Source organism: Amycolatopsis jejuensis (genome assembly GCF_000717335.1).
Classification (GTDB): domain Bacteria; phylum Actinomycetota; class Actinomycetes; order Mycobacteriales; family Pseudonocardiaceae; genus Amycolatopsis; species Amycolatopsis jejuensis.
Map to the genome: position 1 here is coordinate 333,383 of NZ_JNYZ01000001.1, position 18,687 is coordinate 352,069.

General features: G+C 68.5%; 14 protein-coding genes. 8 read left to right on the forward strand and 6 right to left on the reverse strand.

Annotated features, from left to right (window positions below):
- Positions 1-31: 31 nt before the first annotated feature.
- From OO71_RS01490 to OO71_RS01500, 3 genes are all read left to right on the forward strand, one after another.
- A complete protein-coding gene (locus tag OO71_RS01490; protein WP_033287703.1) occupies positions 32-1,633 on the forward strand; it encodes a glycoside hydrolase family 13 protein in 1,602 nt (533 codons plus the stop codon).
- A 250-nt stretch (positions 1,634-1,883) separates the two neighbouring features.
- Entirely contained in the window at positions 1,884-3,548 is a 1,665-nt protein-coding gene (locus OO71_RS01495) for a flavin-containing monooxygenase (RefSeq protein WP_033287704.1), read from the forward strand.
- A gap of 7 nt (positions 3,549-3,555) precedes the next feature.
- Positions 3,556-4,596 carry an NAD(P)-dependent alcohol dehydrogenase gene (locus OO71_RS01500; protein WP_033287705.1) on the forward strand — a complete coding sequence of 347 codons (1,041 nt, stop codon included), beginning with the start codon at positions 3,556-3,558 and terminating at the stop codon, positions 4,594-4,596.
- A gap of 175 nt (positions 4,597-4,771) precedes the next feature.
- On the opposite strand, the gene OO71_RS01505 is transcribed toward OO71_RS01500, so the two are convergent.
- From OO71_RS01505 to OO71_RS01530, 6 genes are all read right to left on the reverse strand, one after another.
- Positions 4,772-6,142, reverse strand: coding sequence for a S10 family serine carboxypeptidase-like protein (locus OO71_RS01505; RefSeq protein WP_084144638.1), 1,371 nt, complete (start codon positions 6,140-6,142; stop codon positions 4,772-4,774).
- A complete protein-coding gene (locus tag OO71_RS01510) occupies positions 6,135-7,532 on the reverse strand; it encodes a S10 family serine carboxypeptidase-like protein (protein WP_033287706.1) in 1,398 nt (465 codons plus the stop codon). Before OO71_RS01510 ends, OO71_RS01505 begins: the two co-directional genes overlap by 8 nt.
- Positions 7,533-7,713: 181 nt before the next feature.
- On the reverse strand, positions 7,714-9,315 hold the full coding sequence (locus OO71_RS01515) for a M61 metallopeptidase family protein (RefSeq protein ID WP_033287707.1): 1,602 nt from the start codon (positions 9,313-9,315) through the stop codon (positions 7,714-7,716).
- Positions 9,312-10,073 (reverse strand): helix-turn-helix transcriptional regulator, encoded by a 762-nt coding sequence (locus OO71_RS01520; RefSeq protein ID WP_051790895.1) that lies wholly within the window; start codon positions 10,071-10,073, stop codon positions 9,312-9,314. Before OO71_RS01520 ends, OO71_RS01515 begins: the two co-directional genes overlap by 4 nt.
- Before the next feature lie 33 nt (positions 10,074-10,106).
- The gene (locus OO71_RS01525) at positions 10,107-11,120 is read right to left on the reverse strand and encodes a ketopantoate reductase family protein (protein WP_211260418.1); all 1,014 of its coding nucleotides are present in this window, start codon (positions 11,118-11,120) and stop codon (positions 10,107-10,109) included.
- A complete protein-coding gene (locus OO71_RS01530) occupies positions 11,117-12,226 on the reverse strand; it encodes an aminotransferase class V-fold PLP-dependent enzyme (protein ID WP_033287708.1) in 1,110 nt (369 codons plus the stop codon). The genes OO71_RS01525 and OO71_RS01530 overlap by 4 nt, the downstream gene beginning before the upstream one ends.
- Positions 12,227-12,428: 202 nt before the next feature.
- Here OO71_RS01530 and OO71_RS01535 point away from each other — a divergent pair, with 202 nt between their 5' ends.
- From OO71_RS01535 to OO71_RS53065, 5 genes are all read left to right on the forward strand, one after another.
- Positions 12,429-14,195 carry an ABC transporter substrate-binding protein gene (locus tag OO71_RS01535; protein WP_084144640.1) on the forward strand — a complete coding sequence of 589 codons (1,767 nt, stop codon included), beginning with the start codon at positions 12,429-12,431 and terminating at the stop codon, positions 14,193-14,195.
- A gap of 37 nt (positions 14,196-14,232) precedes the next feature.
- Complete coding sequence (locus OO71_RS01540; RefSeq protein WP_084144641.1) at positions 14,233-15,198, forward strand: ABC transporter permease; 966 nt, start codon at positions 14,233-14,235, stop codon at positions 15,196-15,198.
- Complete coding sequence (locus OO71_RS01545; protein WP_033287710.1) at positions 15,198-16,055, forward strand: ABC transporter permease; 858 nt, start codon at positions 15,198-15,200, stop codon at positions 16,053-16,055. The genes OO71_RS01540 and OO71_RS01545 overlap by 1 nt, the downstream gene beginning before the upstream one ends.
- Entirely contained in the window at positions 16,052-17,944 is a 1,893-nt protein-coding gene (locus OO71_RS01550; RefSeq protein WP_245633535.1) for a dipeptide ABC transporter ATP-binding protein, read from the forward strand. The genes OO71_RS01545 and OO71_RS01550 overlap by 4 nt, the downstream gene beginning before the upstream one ends.
- Positions 17,945-18,486: 542 nt before the next feature.
- Positions 18,487-18,603, forward strand: coding sequence for a hypothetical protein (locus tag OO71_RS53065; RefSeq protein ID WP_342669908.1), 117 nt, complete (start codon positions 18,487-18,489; stop codon positions 18,601-18,603).
- Positions 18,604-18,687 lie beyond the last annotated feature (84 nt).

Below are 18,687 nucleotides of genomic sequence, written 5' to 3' on the forward strand. Positions count from 1 at the left end.
ACCACCCATCCCCAGCGAAGGGACGAACACAGTGACCGTTTCGGAAGCCGATTGGTGGCGCAGCGCGGCGATCTACCAGGTCTACCTTCGCAGCTTCGCCGACGGGAACGGGGACGGTGTCGGCGACCTCTCCGGGGTCCGGTCCCGCCTCGGTCATCTGGCGCACCTGGGAGTGGACGCGCTCTGGTTCACCCCTTGGTACCCGTCGCCGATGGACGACGGCGGCTACGACGTGGCCGACTACCGCGACATCGAACCGGTCTTCGGCACGCTCGCCGAGGCCGGGCACCTGATCGCCGAAGCGCACGAACGCGGAATCCGGGTGCTCATCGACGTGGTACCGAACCACTGCTCCGACACGCACCGGTGGTTCCGCGACGCACTGGCCGCCGGACCGGGATCGCCTGAGCGGCAACGGTTCTGGTTCCGTCCGGGCCGGGGCCCGGACGGGGACGAGCCACCGAACAACTGGCCGTCCCGGTTCGGCGGATCCGCCTGGACCCGCGTGACCGAGGCCGACGGCCGCCCCGGTGAGTGGTACCTGCATCTCTACGGTGCGCACCAGCCGGACTTCAACTGGGACAGCACGGACGTCCGCACCGAGTTCGAAGACGTGCTCCGGTTCTGGTTCGACCGCGGCGTCGACGGGGTCCGCATCGACGTCGCGGACGGGCTCGTGAAGGATCCGGCGCTGCCGGACACCGCGCCGGGCGACGAAACGCCGTACTCCGATCAGGAGGCGCTGCACGACATCTACCGATCGTGGCGCAAGATCGCCGACTCCTATCCGGGCGGGAAGATCCTCGTCGGCGAGATGTGGCTGCCGGACATGACCCGCGTGGCCCGCCACCTCCGGTCCGACGAGCTGCATTCGGCCTTCACCTTCGACTTCCTGGTGTGCCCGTGGACCGCGGGACGGTTCCGCGAGATCGTGACCCGGACGCTGCGGAGCCACGAGGAGGTCGGCGCACCGGCCGCTTGGGTACTGTCGAACCACGACGTGACCAGGCACGTCACCCGCTACGGACGGTCCGGCGAGACAGGGTTTTCCTTCGCCGACCGGCGGCACGGCACGCCGGTGGATCGCCTGCTGGGCACCCGCCGCGCCCGGGCGGCGGCCTTGCTGACACTGGCCCTGCCGGGGGTGGTCTACCTCTATCAGGGCGAAGAACTGGGTCTGTGGGAAATCGAGGATCTTCCCGACGAGCTCAGGCAGGACCCGGTGTTCACGCGCACCGCAGGCGCCGACCCGGGCCGCGACGGCTGCCGGGTACCGCTGCCGTGGTCGGGATCGGCACCACCGTTCGGATTCGGGACCGGCACCCCATGGCTGCCGCAGCCGGCATCGTGGGCGGACCTGAGCGCCGAGGCGCAGGCGGACGACCCGGACTCGATGCTCACGCTGTACCGGACCGGCTTGCGGTTGCGGCCCGGTCTCGGCGCCGCAGCGTTGACGTGGCTCGACTTCGCGCCCGACATCCTGGCATTCCGGCGAGAACCGGAATTCACCTTCATCCTGAACTTCGGCGCGGTACCCCTTCCGCTGCCCGCCCACGAAGAGCTGCTGCTGGCGAGCGCTCCACTTGCCGACGGCAGGCTGCCGTCCGACACCGCAGTCTGGTTGCGAGGCTGACCCGCGCAGATCGCTTCGGTGCCCCTCGGGCGGTGTTTCTCAGGACGTCGGCGGCACGTCAACGTGCCCGATTGTGCAGTCAAGGCGCACTGATGAACCTCGCATGGTTCGTGGCCGGCGCGATATGTTGCAAGAGTGGATCAGCCGGTCGATCCGGTGACGGCAAGCCGATGAATGCGTTTCAGGCGACGACATCGCTGGCACGAAGAGTCGGCATCTAGCTGATACCCCCGGTTACCGTGGAGACCCCATGTCCGAAATGCCCGCCGGCAGCCGGGAAGCTGCGGCGGTGACCCAGGTCGATGCCGTGATCGTGGGCGCCGGCTTTTCCGGGATGTACCTGCTGCACAAGCTTCGCGGCGCCGGTCTGAACACGGTGGTACTGGAAGCCGGTGACGGAGTCGGCGGCACCTGGTACTGGAATCGCTACCCCGGCGCACGCGTCGATGTCGAAAGCTTCGACTACTCGTACTCCTTCAGCGAGGAACTGCAGCAGGAGTGGGAGTGGACCGAGCGCTACCCCGCGCAGCCCGAACTCCTGCGCTACCTCGACCACGTCGCCGACCGCTTCGATCTGCGCCGCGACATCCGGCTGGGCACCCGCGTCACGGCCGCACACTACGACGAGGCGGCGGCGCGGTGGACGGTGCGCTGCGAGCGGGGCGAGGAATACCGGGCCACCTGGTGCGTCATGGCCACCGGCTGTCTGTCGTCCGCCCAGCTGCCCGCCATCGACGGCATCGGCTCCTTCTCCGGCGACTCGTACCACACCGCGAACTGGCCGGTCGAGGGCGTGGACTTCACCGGCAAGCGCGTCGCGGTGATCGGCACCGGCTCCTCCGGCATCCAGTCCATTCCGGTCATCGCCGAGCAGGCCGCTCGGCTCACCGTCTTCCAGCGCACTGCCTCTTTCGCGGTTCCGGCACACAACCGCGCCCTCGAACCCGGCGAGGTCGAGGAAATCAAGAACCGCTACCCCGAGCTGCGCGACCACACCCGCCGCAGCATGGCCGGCGTGTCCAGGGTCCGGATCGGACGCTCGAGCGTGCTGGAGGCGACCGCCGACGAGCGGCAGGAGGTCTTCGCCCGTGCCTGGGCGGCAGGCACCCTGTTCGGCCTGGTCACCAGTTACCGCGACGTGATGACCGACCGGGTGGCCAACGACCGGGTCGCCGACTTCGTCCGCGGCAAGATCCGCGAAATGGTCGACGACCCGGACACCGCCGAGTTGCTGTGCCCTCGCGGCTTCCCGTTCGCGGCCAAGCGCGTCTGCCTGGACTCCGGCTACTACGCGACCTTCAACCGCGGCAACGTCCACCTGATCGACGTGAGCGAGAACCCGATCGATCGGCTCAGCGAACACGGGGTGGTCGTCAACGGCACCGAGCACGAGGCCGACGTGATCGTGTTCGCCACCGGGTTCGACGCGATGACCGGCAGCCTGGCCGCCATCGACATCCGTGGCCGCAACGGGCGCAGCCTGCGCGACAAGTGGTCGGCAGGGCCGATCACCTGTCTCGGCCTCCAGAGCGCCGGGTTCCCCAACCTGTTCTTCGTCGCCGGGCCGGGCAGTCCATCCGTGCTGAGCAACATGGTGCTGTCGATCGAGCAGCACGTGGAATGGATCGCCGGGTGCATCGGCTATGCCCGCGAACGGGACGTGATCTCGGTCGAGGCGACCGGACAAGCCGAGCAGGACTGGGTGCGCCACGTCAACGAGGTAAGCGCGGCACTGCTCTACTCCGAGGCGAACTCCTGGTATCTGGGTGCCAATGTGCCCGGCAAGCCGCGCGTGTTCATGCCCTACGCCGGGGGCGTCGGCGCATACCGCAAGCGGTGCGACTCGGTTGCTGCGGCCGGCTACGAAGGTTTCGTCCTGACCGGCGGTCCGGCTCGCTCCCACCAGGTAAGGTGAAATTGTCTTGAAAGCACTGCAGTATCGCACGATCGGCCTGGCTCCCGAGATCGTCGAGATCCCCGATCCCGAACCGGGTCCCGGCCAGGTACTGGTGAAGGTCACCGCGGCCGGCCTGTGCCGCTCCGACCTCTCGCTGATGCGCATGACCGCGCAGCAGCTGATGTTCCCGCTGCCGATGACCCTCGGCCACGAGGGCGTGGGCACCGTGGCAGCGCTCGGCGAGGGCGCGACCGGAGTGACGGTCGGCGATCAGGTCGCTGTCTATGGGCCTTGGGGCTGCGGTGCCTGCCCCGCGTGCGCGGCGGGCCGGGAGAACTACTGCCCCCACGCCCGGCGGCTGGGAATCCGTTCCCCGGGGCTGGGCGCCCCCGGAGCCCTCGCGCAGTACCTGCTCGTCGACGACGCGCGCCACTTGATCCCCTGCGCGGGGCTCGACCCGGTCGCCGCGGTGTCGCTGACCGATGCCGGCCTGACCCCGTACCACGCCGTCAAGTGGGCATTGCCCGCGCTGGCCCCGGGATCGACCGCCGCGGTGATCGGCGTCGGCGGCCTCGGCCACATCGCGATCCAGCTGCTGCGCGCACTCACCCCGGCGCGAGTCGTCGCGCTCGATGTGAACGAGGGCAAACTCGCGCTCGCCCGGGAAGTCGGCGCTCATGAGACGCTGGTATCCGATGAGTCCGCGGCACCGGCGATCCGCGCGCTCACCAGTGGCCTCGGCGCCGCGGCCGTGTTCGACTTCGTCGGGGTGGAAGCGACCGGCCGGATCGCCGTCGCATCCGCCGCCGCGGAGGCGCGAGTGCTCAATGTCGGGCTCGGCGGCGGCGCGATGCCGATGGGCTTCCTGCTGGTTCCACCCGGGATGAGCGCGTACGCCCCGTATTGGGGTACCCGTGGCGACCTCATCGAGGTGATCGCCCTCGCCGAGGCAGGCGCGATCACCGTCCGGACCGAGACCTACCCCCTCGACGAGGCCCCGCTCGCGTACGAGCGGCTGGACGCCGGAAAGGTCCATGGCCGCGCCGTCATCCTGCCCAACGGCTGACCGTTCGGGGGCGCACCTCGTCAAGGCGTCCCGGTCGGAAACTGCGGGACATGGTTCTGGACGATGGCCGGGGACGGGGAGACCGCCCGCGCGACCTCGGGTGGCTGCGGGCCTCGCCGCTCGGAGAACGAGCCGGCTTTCGCCATCCTGCCCTCGACGGGCAAACGGCGCTGGGTCAATGTCCGGGTGCGTGGGTGATGAGCTTGCGGACCGCCGCCGTGACGGCCGGAAGTACCGAGGGCTCAAGGGAATGACCGCTGGTGAGGGTCAGCACCTCGGTCCGGTCGGTGGGCATGCCCGAATGGGTGGCCGCATGGATGGTGCCACTCAGCACGGTGGCGAGGTCGAAGTAGCCGCCGATGAGGAGGGCCCTTGCCTGCGGCCGTTCCTTGAGAAGTTTCACCAGGTGCGTGGTCTGGTTGACATAGAACGCCTCCTCTCTGTCGGCGCTGCGCCAGTCGAAGCGGAAGCCGAGCTCGAGCGACAGCGAGACGTACGGTCCTTCGGCTGTCGCGCCGGCGTGGGTGCGGAGGTAGTCGGCGAGCGCGTCGGAGTGCCTGACATTGGTGTCGATCATGCCCAGCGCCGGGTCGTCGACAGTGGGCGGCCCGTCAGGGTCCGGCGGTGGCGGCATCGGCCCGGTGACTCTGACGTCCAACCGGCCGACCAGCTCGTCCCGGTCGGCGAGCAGGCGACGCAGGAAATCCTCGCTGTCCACCCGCAGATCCGCGTCGAGCACAACCTCGACCGGCAGTCCCAGCAACGCCGCGAGCCGCCCGCCGACGCGGTGCCGCTCCGCGGGGTCGAGCGCTGAGCCTTGGTGCAGCGCACGCAGGTAGTCATCCCGTGCGAACACCTCAGCAGTGTCGAACACTTCCGCGGCATCGGCGGCATTCGGAGACGCCAACCCGTGGAACCACGCGGCAACGGCCATCGTCGGCAGCTCCAGCGCGTGCGTGAGGTCGTTGCCCGGTGCGGTCGCCGTGGCGTCGAGCAACGGTGAGATCAATACCAGCCCAGCCACCGGCAGATCGGCGATACTCGCACACAGCGTCGCGAGCCGGAACCCGCCGAAACTCTCGCCGACCAGATGCAGCGGCGAATGAGCACGGCCGTGCTCGGTGAGCCACCGCCGGATCAGGCCCTCCACACTGGCCGCGTCGCCGTGGACGGTCAGGTACGGCGCCCCACCGTCGGGTGCGAGCTCGCGACTGAAGCCCGTTCCCACCGGGTCGACGAAGACGAGGTCGCTACAGTCGAGCAACGTGTGCGGGTTGGGCACTATCTCCCGGCCACCGTCCACAGTGGTGCTGAAGATGTTCGGTCCGAACGCCCCCATGTGCAACGGTGACGAAGAGGCTCCCGGCCCCCCATTGAACAGAAACGTGACCGGACGGGCAGGGTCAACCGGCTCCGCAACATACGCAGTGGCGGAAACAGTGGCGATCGCCTCACCATCAGCGCCGAGAACAGGGTACGACGTCCACCGCGCGGTGTAGTCGATGGGTTTTCCGGTTGCGGTGACACACATATGACGGTCAGCCATGTTTTGCCTTCCCGTCCCGGCGGCTGTCCGCGGAATGTCCGGTGATGAAGTCGTCCAGATCACCGGCCAGCCGGAGTGCGGCGTCCTTGTCGGTGTACATCAGGTGCCCGGCTTCGTACCACCGTTGCGTGATCCGGTCGGCCGGGAGGCCGTACTGGGTCACCAGGTGGTTGGCCGCGCCGACCGTCGTGAGCGTGTCGTAACACCCGGTGCCGACGAACAACCGGCAGTCCGCGATCTCCTTGAAGTACGAGGAAAGCACTCCGACGTGTTCGAACGCGTTGAACGGCGACGGGTTACGGCTGCCGTACCCGCCGGCCGAAACCCCTTCGTCGGACCATCGCCACTCGCCGAACGCACGCTGGTCGAAGCTCCGGTACCCACCGTCGGTCGGCACTCCGAGCTCCTCGCGCAGGTACTGCTCGACAGCCGCCACGAACGCCGGTGCGGTACGCGCGTGCGCAGGATCGATCGTCCGCTCGTTGAAAGCTCGGTCTTCGGCGTCGGCGACGTATCGGGCGTCCATCGTGCCGACAATTTGGCCGCGCTCCTTGAGGACGAGGGTGCGATACTCGGCTTTGGTGAGCTGCAAGCGCTTTCGCTTCCACGTATCCGCGGGTACGCCGGTGATCTCCGCCAACCGGGCGGCTGCGGTGGCCACCTCGCCGTCTGTCGCGAGGCTGCCGCGAAGGAGCACTGACGCATAGTCGCCGTAGGCGTAATCCAGTGCCGCCTTCGTGGCGCTCTCGGCGGTGTCGTGGCCGCGCGAGCCGACTCCGTGGTACCAGGCAGTGGTCGCCATGAACGGCAGCGCCGTGACCCGCGCGGTGATGTTGCCCGCGCGCCCTACTGTTTCCTGAAGGTTGACCCCCTGCGACAGCAGAATGATGCCGTTGATCGCAATGGGACTGCGGCCGTGCAGAAGCTCACGGGCAAGGAACGCGGCCCGCACCGTCCCGTAGCTCTCGCCGAGAAGGTACTTGGGCGAGCCGATCCGGCCTTCCTCGGCGAGCCAGGTGTGGACCACCTGTGCGAACGCCCGTGCGTCGCCGGTGATCGAGTAGACCCTCCGCTGTGCGTCTTCGTCGACCGCACGGCTCAACCCGGTGCCGAGCGGATCGAGGAAAACCAGGTCGGCGACCCCGAGCAGCGACGACTGGCTGTCCTCGAGGTGGTAGCCGGGCAGCGAGCCCGAACCGGGTCCGGGCAGCGCGACCCGGCGCGGGCCGAGACCACCGAGATGCAGCCATTGGGAACTGGAGCCGGGACCGCCGTTGAACAGGAACACGACGGGGCGGTCGCCGGGCCGGTCGTCGTGCAGGAGATAGGCATAAGCATGGAGGTGCCCCTGGAGTTCACCCGTGTCGTCGACCAGCGGAACTGCCCGCACTCGCGCCGTATAGGACTGCCCGGTCCCTCCGATGTGGACGGTATGCGTTGACGAAACCGGCTCTGACATGCTCACCTCTAACCTGGGATTGGTGCAGGATGACGCCGTTTCGGGACGCTGTCCCCCGGTCGGCAGGTTCACCGGGTGGCTCTCACCGGCGAGGCAGCGCGGCGAAGCGAGCTCATCCGCGTTTTTCCTGCCACTGCAGGACATGGATCGGCGGTCCCTCCCCCGCGTACTGCACCAGCACCTGCTCCCCGCCGCGTTCCAGCGTCAGGTCGACGAGTCCACCCGGGTTCTCCATGAGCTCTGTCCTGGCCGGTGCCGAGACGATCCGGTCGCCGTCGCGGACGCCTGCTTTCGCCGCCGGGGACCCGGGTACCAGGCCGGAGACCACGCCGCCGGTGAGGCTCGTGAAGTCGAATCCGAGCTCGGTGCCACGCACCTCGACCTCGGCGGCGGTGAACTCGTCGCCCAGCGCATCGGGCCGGATGGTCAGCGGCTCGCCGTCGGTCATGGCGGCGAAGTCGGCGCTCCCCCGCTCGCCGAGCTCGCGGACGACGAGCTCGACCCAATCGGAGGTGGTCACCGCCTCTCCGGCGCGGTGCCGGCGCAGGACCTCGAGCACCAAGTCGTCGACACCCCGCTCGCCACCGCTGGCCTCCAGCAGCTGTGCATTGAGGTTGAGCAAGTACGCGAGGCCGCGCCCGTAGGGCAGCCGCAGGGCTCGGCTGTCGGTCCAGAAAAGCCCTTCGGCATCGTCGTTTCCCAAGGCCCGCAACGGGTTCGTGCAGTACGCCCGGATCCGCTCGTTCACCAGGCGGGCGAACTCCCCGGCGGAGATGATCTCCGCGCGGTACGGGATGACGAGCGAGTAGTATTCCGCAGTTCCCTCGGTGTACCAAGCGGTTTCGCCGTGGCCGCCGTCCATCCGCGGCCAGGTGTGCGCCGTTTCGTGGGCGAGCAGCGCGGACAGGCTTTCGACGGTCGGCTTCCCGTGCGGGCCGTAGCCGAAAGCGAACGACCGGTGGAACCCGGTACCGCCGTCACCGTCGTAGGGATGCCGCCGCACGAAGACGCGGTAACCCTCCTCCCGGTCGTCGAAAAACTCGCTCATCGCACGGAAGATCCGGTCGACGTGGTCCGCGACCGCCGCCGCATCGAACGGCGGAGTGCTCAGCCAGTGCATGACCGCCGCCTGCTCCGGCCCGGGCTCAGGCCACTGCGACACTTCACCCGCCATGTAGAAACACTCCGTCAGCCGGGTCAACGGCGCCTGGGTGAGCACAGTGCCGTCGCCGAGGCTCGACACGCCACGGGCCGAGGGCGGCATCCGGGTGAGGTCCCAGGACACGGTCAGGGCGAACTCGTCGTCCAGTTCGGGCAGTGCCAGGAAGGTGATCCCGGAGCCCTCGATCCCGGCGGAGTCACCGCGCAGGTCGAACAGCGGTCCATTCACGGTCCACGCGTCGACGGCACGCACCGGCGCGAAATAGCTTACGTGGAGATCCCCGTCCGTCTCCTTGCGGGCGATCCAGTTGCGATAGGTGTAGGACGAGTTGGCGGCACCGGCTGCTTCGGACACCGGGACAGTGCCACCCCGGTCGGCGACCCGCAGCCGCCTGATCTCGGCGCCGGGGATACCGACGATCACCTTGGGCAGCCGGCAGATCGTCGCACCGGCGGCAAAGCTCACCCCGGCAACGGTGTACGAGACGGCCACTCCGCTGCGGGGGGCGTCGATCACGGGTTGCAGGACCAGGTCGAGCCTGCGTCGGGTCATGCTGGGTCCCTTCCGAGGGCGCTGCCGGGCTCATCGGCCGCCACTTCGTTCAAATAGTTGTAGATCGTGGGACGGCTGACCGAGAGGTGCTGAGCCGCGAGGTTGATCCCGTCGCGAATCGTGAAGAACCCGCGGCTTTCGAGTTCGCGGACGACGTCCAGTTTGTGGGTCTTCTTCATCAGTTCGACCGGCACGCCGACCCCCGCGATGGCATCCTGGATCAATCCTTCGGCGAGCGCGTCGATCGAACCGGGAAAGGTCTCCGCATCGATCGGAGTCGGGCTGCGAGTCTTTCCCGGCGTGGCGATCGCGGTGACGGCGCTCAGCATGCGCTGTGCCTCTTCGAAAGCGGCGATGTCGGTGTTGATGCACAAGCACACGACCGGATTTCCGGATGGAGCGTCGAAGAAGATGCTCGACGAACGCATCGCCATGCCGTCCATTTCCGTCCGGTACCGGATCAGGTGCTCGACTCGTCCGGGGCGGAACGCACGCAGCCCGAGGTCGGTGACCGGCCCGCCGACTTCCCTGCCGGTGATCGTGCCCCCGATCGCGGCGATCGTCGCGGGCATGCGCGTGAGGTCGTGGAGAACCACTTCGGTCCGGGGTTCGAGTGCTTGGGCGAGTACCGGCACGATCGGCCCGAGAAGCCCGACCACCAGCGCCGCGTGCGCCCGTTCGGCGGTGGTGTATCCCGAACGGCGTGGGCCGCGATCAGGTTCCGCCGGCTTGTCCCTGTTGTGGTTCGTCCTCGACATCCGTCCCCATTTCCCTGTCCGATGTGGTGCTCGTCACGACCGTGGAAGGCCGAGCGCGGCCCTGAGTTCGTCGTCGCCCTGGCTCGCCGGCCCGGGTCCGGCGGTGCAGGCGTGCGCGGCGACCCGCTGGAGTGCGGCGTTCACGGGCGTCGGTACTCCGTGCATCCTCCCGAGGAGGACGATCTCACCGTTGAGGTAGTTCGTCTCGACCGAGGCGCCCCTTGCCAGGCTTTGCCAGGTCGAGTTGCCCTGCCAGCCGTCGCGCCCCGAGTCCGCGGTGCCGGACACCGCCGACAAGCCGATCCGTTCCGCCGCAGCCGTTTCGGCCAGCCCGATACCTGCGGTGGCGAACACCTCCCGCGCCTCCTGCACGGCCTGATGAGCGACTTGCTCGCGCAGTTCACTGGCGCGGTAAAGCGCCACCAGGATGTTCATCAGGTTCGTCAGCAGCTTGGCCGCCTTCCAGCCGAGGATGTCCGGTACGGGCCGGACGGAGAAGCCCGCTCGCGCGAGATCGGCAGCGATGCCGGCAGTGGCCGCATCGATCCCGGCCGGGTATTTCCCCAGCCAGATGCGTCCGGCGGATTCGCCGTGCGAAGACACCTTGCCCGGCTCCAGGAACGTCGCCCGCACCGCGATGCTGGCCCCCACGACCGTGGTGAACCGGCGTAACGCTGTCCGCTCGCTGTCGATGCCGTTCTGCAGCGTGACCACCGGCAGCACCTCCGCAGCGGTGCCCCGGCATGCGTCCGCCGTCTCGACCGGACGCCATGCCCACTGGTCCGCAGCCGCCTCGACGTCCTGCGCCTTGGTCGCAAAGACGAGTACGTCGCCGGACCGCAGTCGCGCCACCTCGTCCGGATGGCCGACGGCGGTGAGATCGAGCTGGTGCCGCACGGTCGGCCGCGTATAGGTCAGGCCCCGCTCCCGCAGTGTCCGCAGGTGCTCGCCACGCGCGACGAGCACGACCTCAGTTCCGGCGAGGTGCAGCTGCGCGGCCAAAGTCGAGCCGATGGCACCGGCGCCGACGATCACATATCGGATCATGGCCGGTGCCTCGGGTGCTGTCGCGCCAGCCCGGCCAGCGAAGCGAGCAGCACCTCGACGTCTTCGTCGCTGTTGTAGAAATGCCCGGAGATCCGCAGCCGCGAACCGCGCGCGGCCACGTGAACACCCTGTGCCGCCAGCCGGGCCGTGGCCGCTTCCGGGTCGAAAGCGGTGTCGAGGCACACCAGCGTGCCGGTGCGCTCGATCGGCGCGACCGGCGGAAGACCGAGCGAAACGCAACCCCGGTGAATACGCGCGGCCAGTTCCCCTGCCCGGGCCGTGATCCACTCGGTACCGATCTGCTGCCGGACTTCCAGTGCCGCACCGAGCGCGCACACACCGGGGACGTTGAAATAGCCGTACGCCAGCGCCGCCGAGAACGAGTGCCCCGCGCGGATCCCCAGATGGCGCAGCGTCTCCTTCCTCCCCACCACCGCGGCGACCCCGAACCCGGCCAGCAGCCACTTGTACCCGGTACACACGTAGAAGTCGACGTGCTCGGCTTCCGCGGGCAGGCATCCGCCCGCCTGGGCACCGTCGACGACGAGCAGGACGCCGGCCTCGCGGCACGCCCGCCCGAGCGCGACGAGGTCGAGCCGCGTTCCGGTCGTGGAGTTGACGTGGGACACGGCGACGACCCGCGTATTCCGTCCGATGGCCGCCAGCAACGGGGTCAATCGCTCGTCACCGGCCAGTGGCGCGACCTTCCGGACGCGCGCACCGGGCCCGGCGTGATACCACGGCATCACGATCGAGGGAAAATCCTGCTCCAGCACGATGATTTCGTCTCCGCTGCGCCACGGGATCAGGCGGGTGATCGCCGCGACCGCGTCCGAGGTCGACGACGCGACGGCCGTTTCCGGCACTGTCACCCCGAACTCCGCGGCCAGCAGTTCATAAGCCTGGGCAATTCGGCGGTTCAGCTGCGCGGTGCCCAGCCTGCCGTGTTCCAGCGCCGAATAACACCTGCCGACCGCTTCCCGGACCGCGGCGGGGACCAGGCCGACCGAAGCCGTGTCGAAGTACCTCGCCTCCTGGGGGCGTCCCGGGAAATGCGCGGCGAGGACGCCTGCCGGCGCGACCTCGCCGCTCCGTGGGTCCGGCATCTCAGACCTCGCTTCCGGGGTCGGACGATCGATCTAGACGAATAGTAAAAGTATTCTCGCTCTTGTCAACCGATCCACCCTTCTCGACCGGGCGACCGGCTTCGGCGGATCAGCCGGTTATCCCTTGCACAACCGCATTTTACGGCCGACCGAGCCAGCCGAGCCCACCCGCGTCGAACCACTTGGTTGAGACTGGTTGTCAATGAGCGCGATGGATCGTATAGTCCCCCGATATGCAGTTGAGGGCAGCACCTCTCCCTTGGCTACGGGCACGGCGCGAACGCGGGCCCGGCGACGCCACCCCTTCGCGAGTCCGGAGCTCATCATGCGAATCCCGCTGAGAAAGCACGCAGCGCTCACCACTGCGGCAACCGCCACGGCCGTCCTGCTGGCAGCCTGCGCATCAGGTTCGCCCGAGAACGCCTCCCGCAAGCCGCCGTCCGATGCGCCGATCGCCTCCTTCACTTACGCGGCAACCCAATGGCCGACCTCGTTGAACGGCAGGACCACGAAGATCGCGACCGCGCAGATCAGCACGCTCGTGACGCAGCCGCTGGAGCGGTTCTCCTATGCCGACGGCCAGGTCCGGTTTGCGCCCAACCTCGCGGTCTCCGTGCGGCAGACAGACCCGCAAACCGTTGTCTACACCCTGCGTGAGGGCGTCAAGTTCTCCGACGGCACTCCGCTGTCCCCGGCGGACGCGGTCTGGAGCATCACCGCGGCCGCGGCTCCCACCGCCGAAACGGCCGCAGTCATGCAAGGCTTCGCGAGCGCGGTGAGTTCCGGTGCCCACGAGCTCACCGTGAAGTGGCAATGGCCGATCGGCTTGCCGGGACTGCGCGAGAAAATTGCCGGCACCGTCGAAATCCAGCAGGCGAAGTTCGCCCAGTCGCACCCCGACGACCTCGGTACCCCGTCCGCGCTGCCGATCGGCACCGGACCCTATCGCTACCAATCACAAACGGCTCAGGACATCAAGCTGGTGCCCAACGACCAGTACTGGGGCGAGAAGCCGAAGGTGCAGAACCTGACCTTCACCCGGTTCACCCAGGACGCCAGCGCGCAGCTCGCGATGCGCTCGGGCTCCGTGCAGGCTGCGCAGCCGATCGACGTCAAGACGGCGCCGCAGTGGGAGAAGATCGAGGGCTCGTCGCTCTACGCTGCGCACGACCCGTCGACCAGCTTCTTGTCGATGGATCTGAACACGCCCCCCTTCGACGATGTCCACGTGCGCAAGGCCATCGCGTACGCGCTCGACCGCGAGAGCATCGCGCAGGCCGCTTTCGGTGGACGCGCCGACCTGCTGAAGGGACTGCTGCCTGCCGCCGGGTTCACCGGCGCGGCGCCATCGCTGACCGCCGCGCAGCAATTCCTCGACCAGCTCCCCTCCACCGGCTTCGACCTCGGCAAGGCGAAAGCGGAGCTCGCGCAGTCGAGCCGCCCGCACGGATTCGCCACGACGATGACGTACAGCAGCGGCGCGACCTGGCAGCAGATCCTGCTCCTGAGCCTGCAGGAGAACCTCAAGCAGCTGGGCATCACGCTCGAGCTCAAGCCGGTCAGCGCGCAGGAGTGGTTCCAGACCTTCTTCAGCCACCGGGCGACCGGAATCCAGGTGTTCCCCGACATCGCCATTCTGAGCGGTGAGGTGACCGCGCCGCTTCCCGGCATCGTCGGCAAGGCGAGCATGCGCCCGCAGATGCTCAACAGTGCCAACTTCACCTCGCCCGCGATCGAGTCGGCGTACCCGATGATCGACGCCAAGACGGCCGGCGCGTACCCGAAGGACCGGCAGTGGGAGGCGACCAAGACGGTGCTCACCGAGGTCGCGAACCAGGTGCCCTACGTCCCCCTGTTCTCGCAGCACAACGTCTATGTCGCAGGCAAGGGGTTCGTCTTCACCACCACGCCGTCGTTCTTCGACCTGCTCAGCGGTTCCTGGATCGACTACGTGCGCGCGACCCGGTGAGCAGAGCCAGGGACGGAAGCGAAGGAGGTTCCCGATCGTGACCATCGCCGTGTTCCTCGGCAAGCGGCTCCTTGGCATGGCCGCCTTGCTCCTGATCCTGAGCCTGCTGGTCTACTCTCTCCTGACGATCAGCCCCGGGTCGCCGATCCAGGCGCTGATCGGCCCCCGGCAGGCGACCCCCGAGCTGGTCTCCGCACTCACCGCGAAGTACCACCTGGACGACCCGTTTCCGGCGCAGTACTGGAACTGGCTGACCAGCGTGGTGCAGCTCGACTTCGGCCGGTCGATCTCGGTGGAAACCGACTCGGACGTCCTCGGCCTCATCACCGGCCGGATCGGGCTGTCGGCCGGGCTCGCGGGCTACGCACTGCTGATCGTCGTGGCGTTCGGCATCCCGCTCGGTCTCCTCGCCGGCATCCGGCGCGGCCGCGCGGAGGACCGCACGGTGTCGCTGTTCGCCACGGTCGGGATCAGTGCGCCGTCGTTCGTCATGGCGATCGTGCTGCTGTACGTCTTCGGTGTCGCACTCGGCTGGTTTCCCGTTTACGGTGTGGGCAGCGGGTTCGCCGATCGCGTCGCGCACCTGACCCTGCCCGCCCTCACGATCGCGATCTTCCTGTCGGCGATCGTGATCCGCCAGACCCGGGCGGCGAGCCTCACGGTGATGACACAGGACTACGTCACCTTCGCCCGCGTGCGCGGGCTCAGCCGGGGCCGGATCATGCTGCGCTACGCACTGCGGAATTCGTCCTTGCCGGTCGTCACGAGCGTCGGCATCCTCCTGATCTCGGCCGTGTCGTCGGCGCTGTTCGCCGAGCAGGTGTTCTCCGTGCCCGGAGTCGGTTCACTGCTGCTGCAAGCCGTGACGAACAAGGACGTGCCCGTGGTCCAAGGACTGGTGATGCTGCTCGGCTTGCTCGTCGTGATCGTCAACCTCGTGGTGGACCTGCTCGCCCTCGTGCTCGACCCGCGCACCCGCTCCGCGTCCCGAGGAGGCGTCTGATGGCCGGCCTCGCCGCATCGGCCACGCCCCGCGCCGCCCGCCGATCCCGCCCGCCTGTCCTGGTCCTGATCGCCGGCTTGTTCATGGTCGTGACCCTCGTCCTGATGGTCTTCGGGCCGTTGCTCACCCCGTACGACCCCTTCCGGCAGGACCTCCTGCTGAGCGCCTCCCCGCCGACGGGCAGCCACCTGCTCGGGACTGATCAGCTCGGCCGCGACGTGCTCTCGCAAATCGTTTACGCGGCGCGGATCGCGATCGTCGGCCCCATCGCCGTCGCACTGGGCACCGTGGTGCTCGGCGGCGCGCTCGGGGTGCTCGCCGGTTACCGGGGCGGCATCCTCGACACGCTGGTCAACCGGTTCGCCGACCTGATGTACGCGCTGCCGGCGCTGCTGGTGATCATCGTGATCGTCGGTGTGGTCGGCGGCGGCTACTGGTTCGCCATCGCAGTACTGGCCGTGCTCGGCATCCCGAGCCAGGCCCGGCTGTGCCGCAGCGCCACGATGGTCCAGGCGCGGATGCCCTATATCGAGTCCGCGCGGACGCTGGGCCTGTCGTCGGCCCGGATCATGACCCGGCACGTACTGCCCACCATCATGCCCACGCTCATCGCGACGTTCCTGCTCGATTTCGTGATCGCTCTCATCAGCCTGTCCGGGCTGGCGTACCTGGGGCTGGGCGTTCCGCCCGGCACCCCGGATTGGGGATCGATGCTCCAAGACGGACGGAATTTGCTCGACACCAACCCGTGGCTGTCCCTCGCCCCCGGTGTCATGATCGCGCTCACCGCCACGAGCGTGACACTGATCGGCGATTGGCTCTACGACCGGTTCTCGGTCACCGGTGATCGCGCGTGAACAGTCTGCAACGGCCGGGCACCGCCACGCTCGTACCCGGGCGCACCCCGGCGCTGCTCTCGGTCGACGACCTGAAGATCACCGCGCGCACCCGCAAGCACAGCCGGGTACTCGTCGAGGGGGTGAGTTTCGAGCTGCGGCCAGGGCAGACGCTCGGGATCGTCGGCGAATCCGGCAGCGGCAAGAGCCTGACCGCCCGCGCGCTTCTCGGCGTCCTGCCCGACGGCGTCCACGCCGAGGGACAAGCCCGGTTCGACGGCAGGCCGCTGATCGGCTCGTCCGAACGGGCCTTGCGCCGGCTGCGCGGGCAGCGCCTCAGCATGGTGCTGCAGGATCCGTTCACCTCGCTCAACCCCCTGCAGACGATCCACGAGACACTGCGCGAATCGTTGCCGAAGGTGGTGCGCCGCGACCGGGCGGCCACCCGCGCCGAGGTCGCGGCCCGGCTGAAGGAGGTCGGTCTCGACCCGGAACAGGTCGCCCGGTGCTACCCGTTCCAGCTCTCCGGCGGTATGCGCCAGCGCGTCGCGATCGCGGCGGCACTGGCGGGCGACCCCGAGGTGCTCATCGCGGACGAACCGACGACCGCACTGGATGCGACCACACAGGCCGAGGTGCTCGACCTGCTGGCCCGCATGCAGCGCGAACGAGGCATGGCACTCGTCCTCATCACGCATGATCTGCGAATCGCCTTCTCGCTCTGCCACGAGATCGTGGTCATGTACGCCGGCTCGATCGTCGAATCGGGACCGGCCGGCGAACTCGCCGGTTCTCCACGGCATCCCTACAGTCTTGGCCTGATGCTGGCAGAGCCGCCGGTCGAGCACCTGGTGGAGCAGCTCAGCTCCATCCCGGGAAACGTGCCCCCGGCGGACGAGGTCAGCGATACGTGCCCGTTCGCGGCCCGGTGCGACTGGCACCGACCATCCTGCTCCGAGGCGCGGCCACCGCTGGTCGAACTCGGCCCCGCCCGGCGCTCCGCGTGCCGCCGGGCCGGGGAAATCGCAGCCGAGCTGATCGCCCGCCGGGACACCGCGATCGTGCCGATCCCGCCACCCGGCCGCCCGCCCGCGCCGGCCGCGATGTCCGTGACCGGCGTGGCGAAGAGCTTCCGGACCACCTCGCTGATCTCGCGGGCACGCACCATCCACGCCGTCCGAGACGTCTCCTTCAGCATCGACGAAGGGGAATCCCTCGGCGTGATAGGGGAAACCGGGTCCGGCAAGACCACACTGGCGCGCTGCATCCTCGGCCTGGAATCCCCGACCTCCGGCACCATCACGCTGGGCAAGCACGATGTCAGCGACTACCGGCGGCTCTCCGCCTCGGCGCTGCGCGAGGTGCGACGGTACGTCCAAGTCGTCTTCCAGGACCCATACGCGGCCCTCAACCCGATGCGCACGATCGGCGCGACATTGCGCGAGGCGGCCGCCGCACGCGGGGAACCGGGCGGCAGCAAAGACGAAGTGGGCGAACTGCTCGGCTTGGTCGGCCTGCCCGCCACCCATGCCGGACGCCGGCCGAGCGCCTTGTCCGGCGGTGAGCGCCAGCGCGTCGCGATCGCGCGAGCCCTCGCGGTGCGGCCGAAACTTCTCATCTGCGACGAGCCGGTCGCAGCGCTCGACGTGTCGGTGCAAGCCCAGATTCTCGAACTGCTGCGCGAAATTCGCCGCTCGCAGGGAATGAGCATGCTCTTCATCACCCACGACCTCTCCGTGGTGCGCCAGATGACCGACCGCACTGTCGTGCTCCGGCACGGCCGAATCGTCGAGGACGGCACAACGACAACCGTCCTCGACTCACCCCGGCACCCGTATACGAGCCAGCTGGTGCAGTCGATCCCGGGGCGAGGAGGCGCGCGCGACCCGGCCCGAACCTCGCGCGATTGAGCACCTTCCGGCTATCACCGACATCGTGCCCAGGAATGCCATGGCCTGGCCGCTGGCTCGCACCACGTCGGCTGCCACTCGCCCGAATTGATCGTGAAATCACCACCGAACCCGGGCCACCGTGCCCGTCATCCGGCTACCGGGCGGATCGACGACCAGTCGCGCGAGGAGACGCAGGTCAATTCGCCGGGAGCCGTGTTGCGGGTACGGCCTCGCCGCCGGATTGCGTGCGGAGGCCAGATGTTGCTGGTGGCGCTCGTGAACGAGGGTGTGCTGGTGGTGTATCCGCACGACAGGTTGGCGAAAATGGTTGGCACGCTTCATGCGCGAGTCCGGAGCTGACGTCGGCGCGCGCGCCGGACCGCGTCGTCCGCTCGCGGAAGCCTGCTCATCCGGAAACATCTCGGTGGAGGACTTCACGCAGGCTCAACTGCTGCGTCGTTCCAAAGCGGCCCGCTCGCAAGACCGAGCGATCCGCCCGCGCCGTCAAGCACCGGTACCTGTTCCGGGGCCTGATTCGCTGTTCGGCGTGCGGACGGCAAATGGAGGGCAGTCCGCGCAAGAACGGCATGTACTACCAGTGCCCGGCCCGGACGCTCGCCTCGGGCTCCCCGGCCTTGGCGAGTCAGCCCGCCGACGATCTACCTAAGAGTTCCTAACAGAAGGTTTTGATGTGGCGGTAGCAGATCACGCATGTCGCCAGACCGAGGAACGCTTCGTGGATGTCATCGCGGCGTTCCCAT

Excerpts from the sequence above, each read along its gene's own strand:
- OO71_RS01495 (WP_033287704.1), top strand. The coding sequence starts at position 1,884 with ATGTCCGAAATGCCCGCCGGCAGCCGGGAAGCTGCGGCGGTGACCCAG.
- OO71_RS01505 (WP_084144638.1), bottom strand. The coding sequence starts at position 6,142 with ATGGCTGACCGTCATATGTGTGTCACCGCAACCGGAAAACCCATCGAC.
- OO71_RS01515 (WP_033287707.1), bottom strand. The coding sequence starts at position 9,315 with ATGACCCGACGCAGGCTCGACCTGGTCCTGCAACCCGTGATCGACGCC.
- OO71_RS01520 (WP_051790895.1), bottom strand. The coding sequence starts at position 10,073 with ATGTCGAGGACGAACCACAACAGGGACAAGCCGGCGGAACCTGATCGC.
- OO71_RS01525 (WP_211260418.1), bottom strand. The coding sequence starts at position 11,120 with ATGATCCGATATGTGATCGTCGGCGCCGGTGCCATCGGCTCGACTTTG.
- OO71_RS01530 (WP_033287708.1), bottom strand. The coding sequence starts at position 12,226 with ATGCCGGACCCACGGAGCGGCGAGGTCGCGCCGGCAGGCGTCCTCGCC.
- OO71_RS01535 (WP_084144640.1), top strand. The coding sequence starts at position 12,429 with ATGAGCGCGATGGATCGTATAGTCCCCCGATATGCAGTTGAGGGCAGC.
- OO71_RS01545 (WP_033287710.1), top strand. The coding sequence starts at position 15,198 with ATGGCCGGCCTCGCCGCATCGGCCACGCCCCGCGCCGCCCGCCGATCC.
- OO71_RS53065 (WP_342669908.1), top strand. The coding sequence starts at position 18,487 with ATGGAGGGCAGTCCGCGCAAGAACGGCATGTACTACCAGTGCCCGGCC.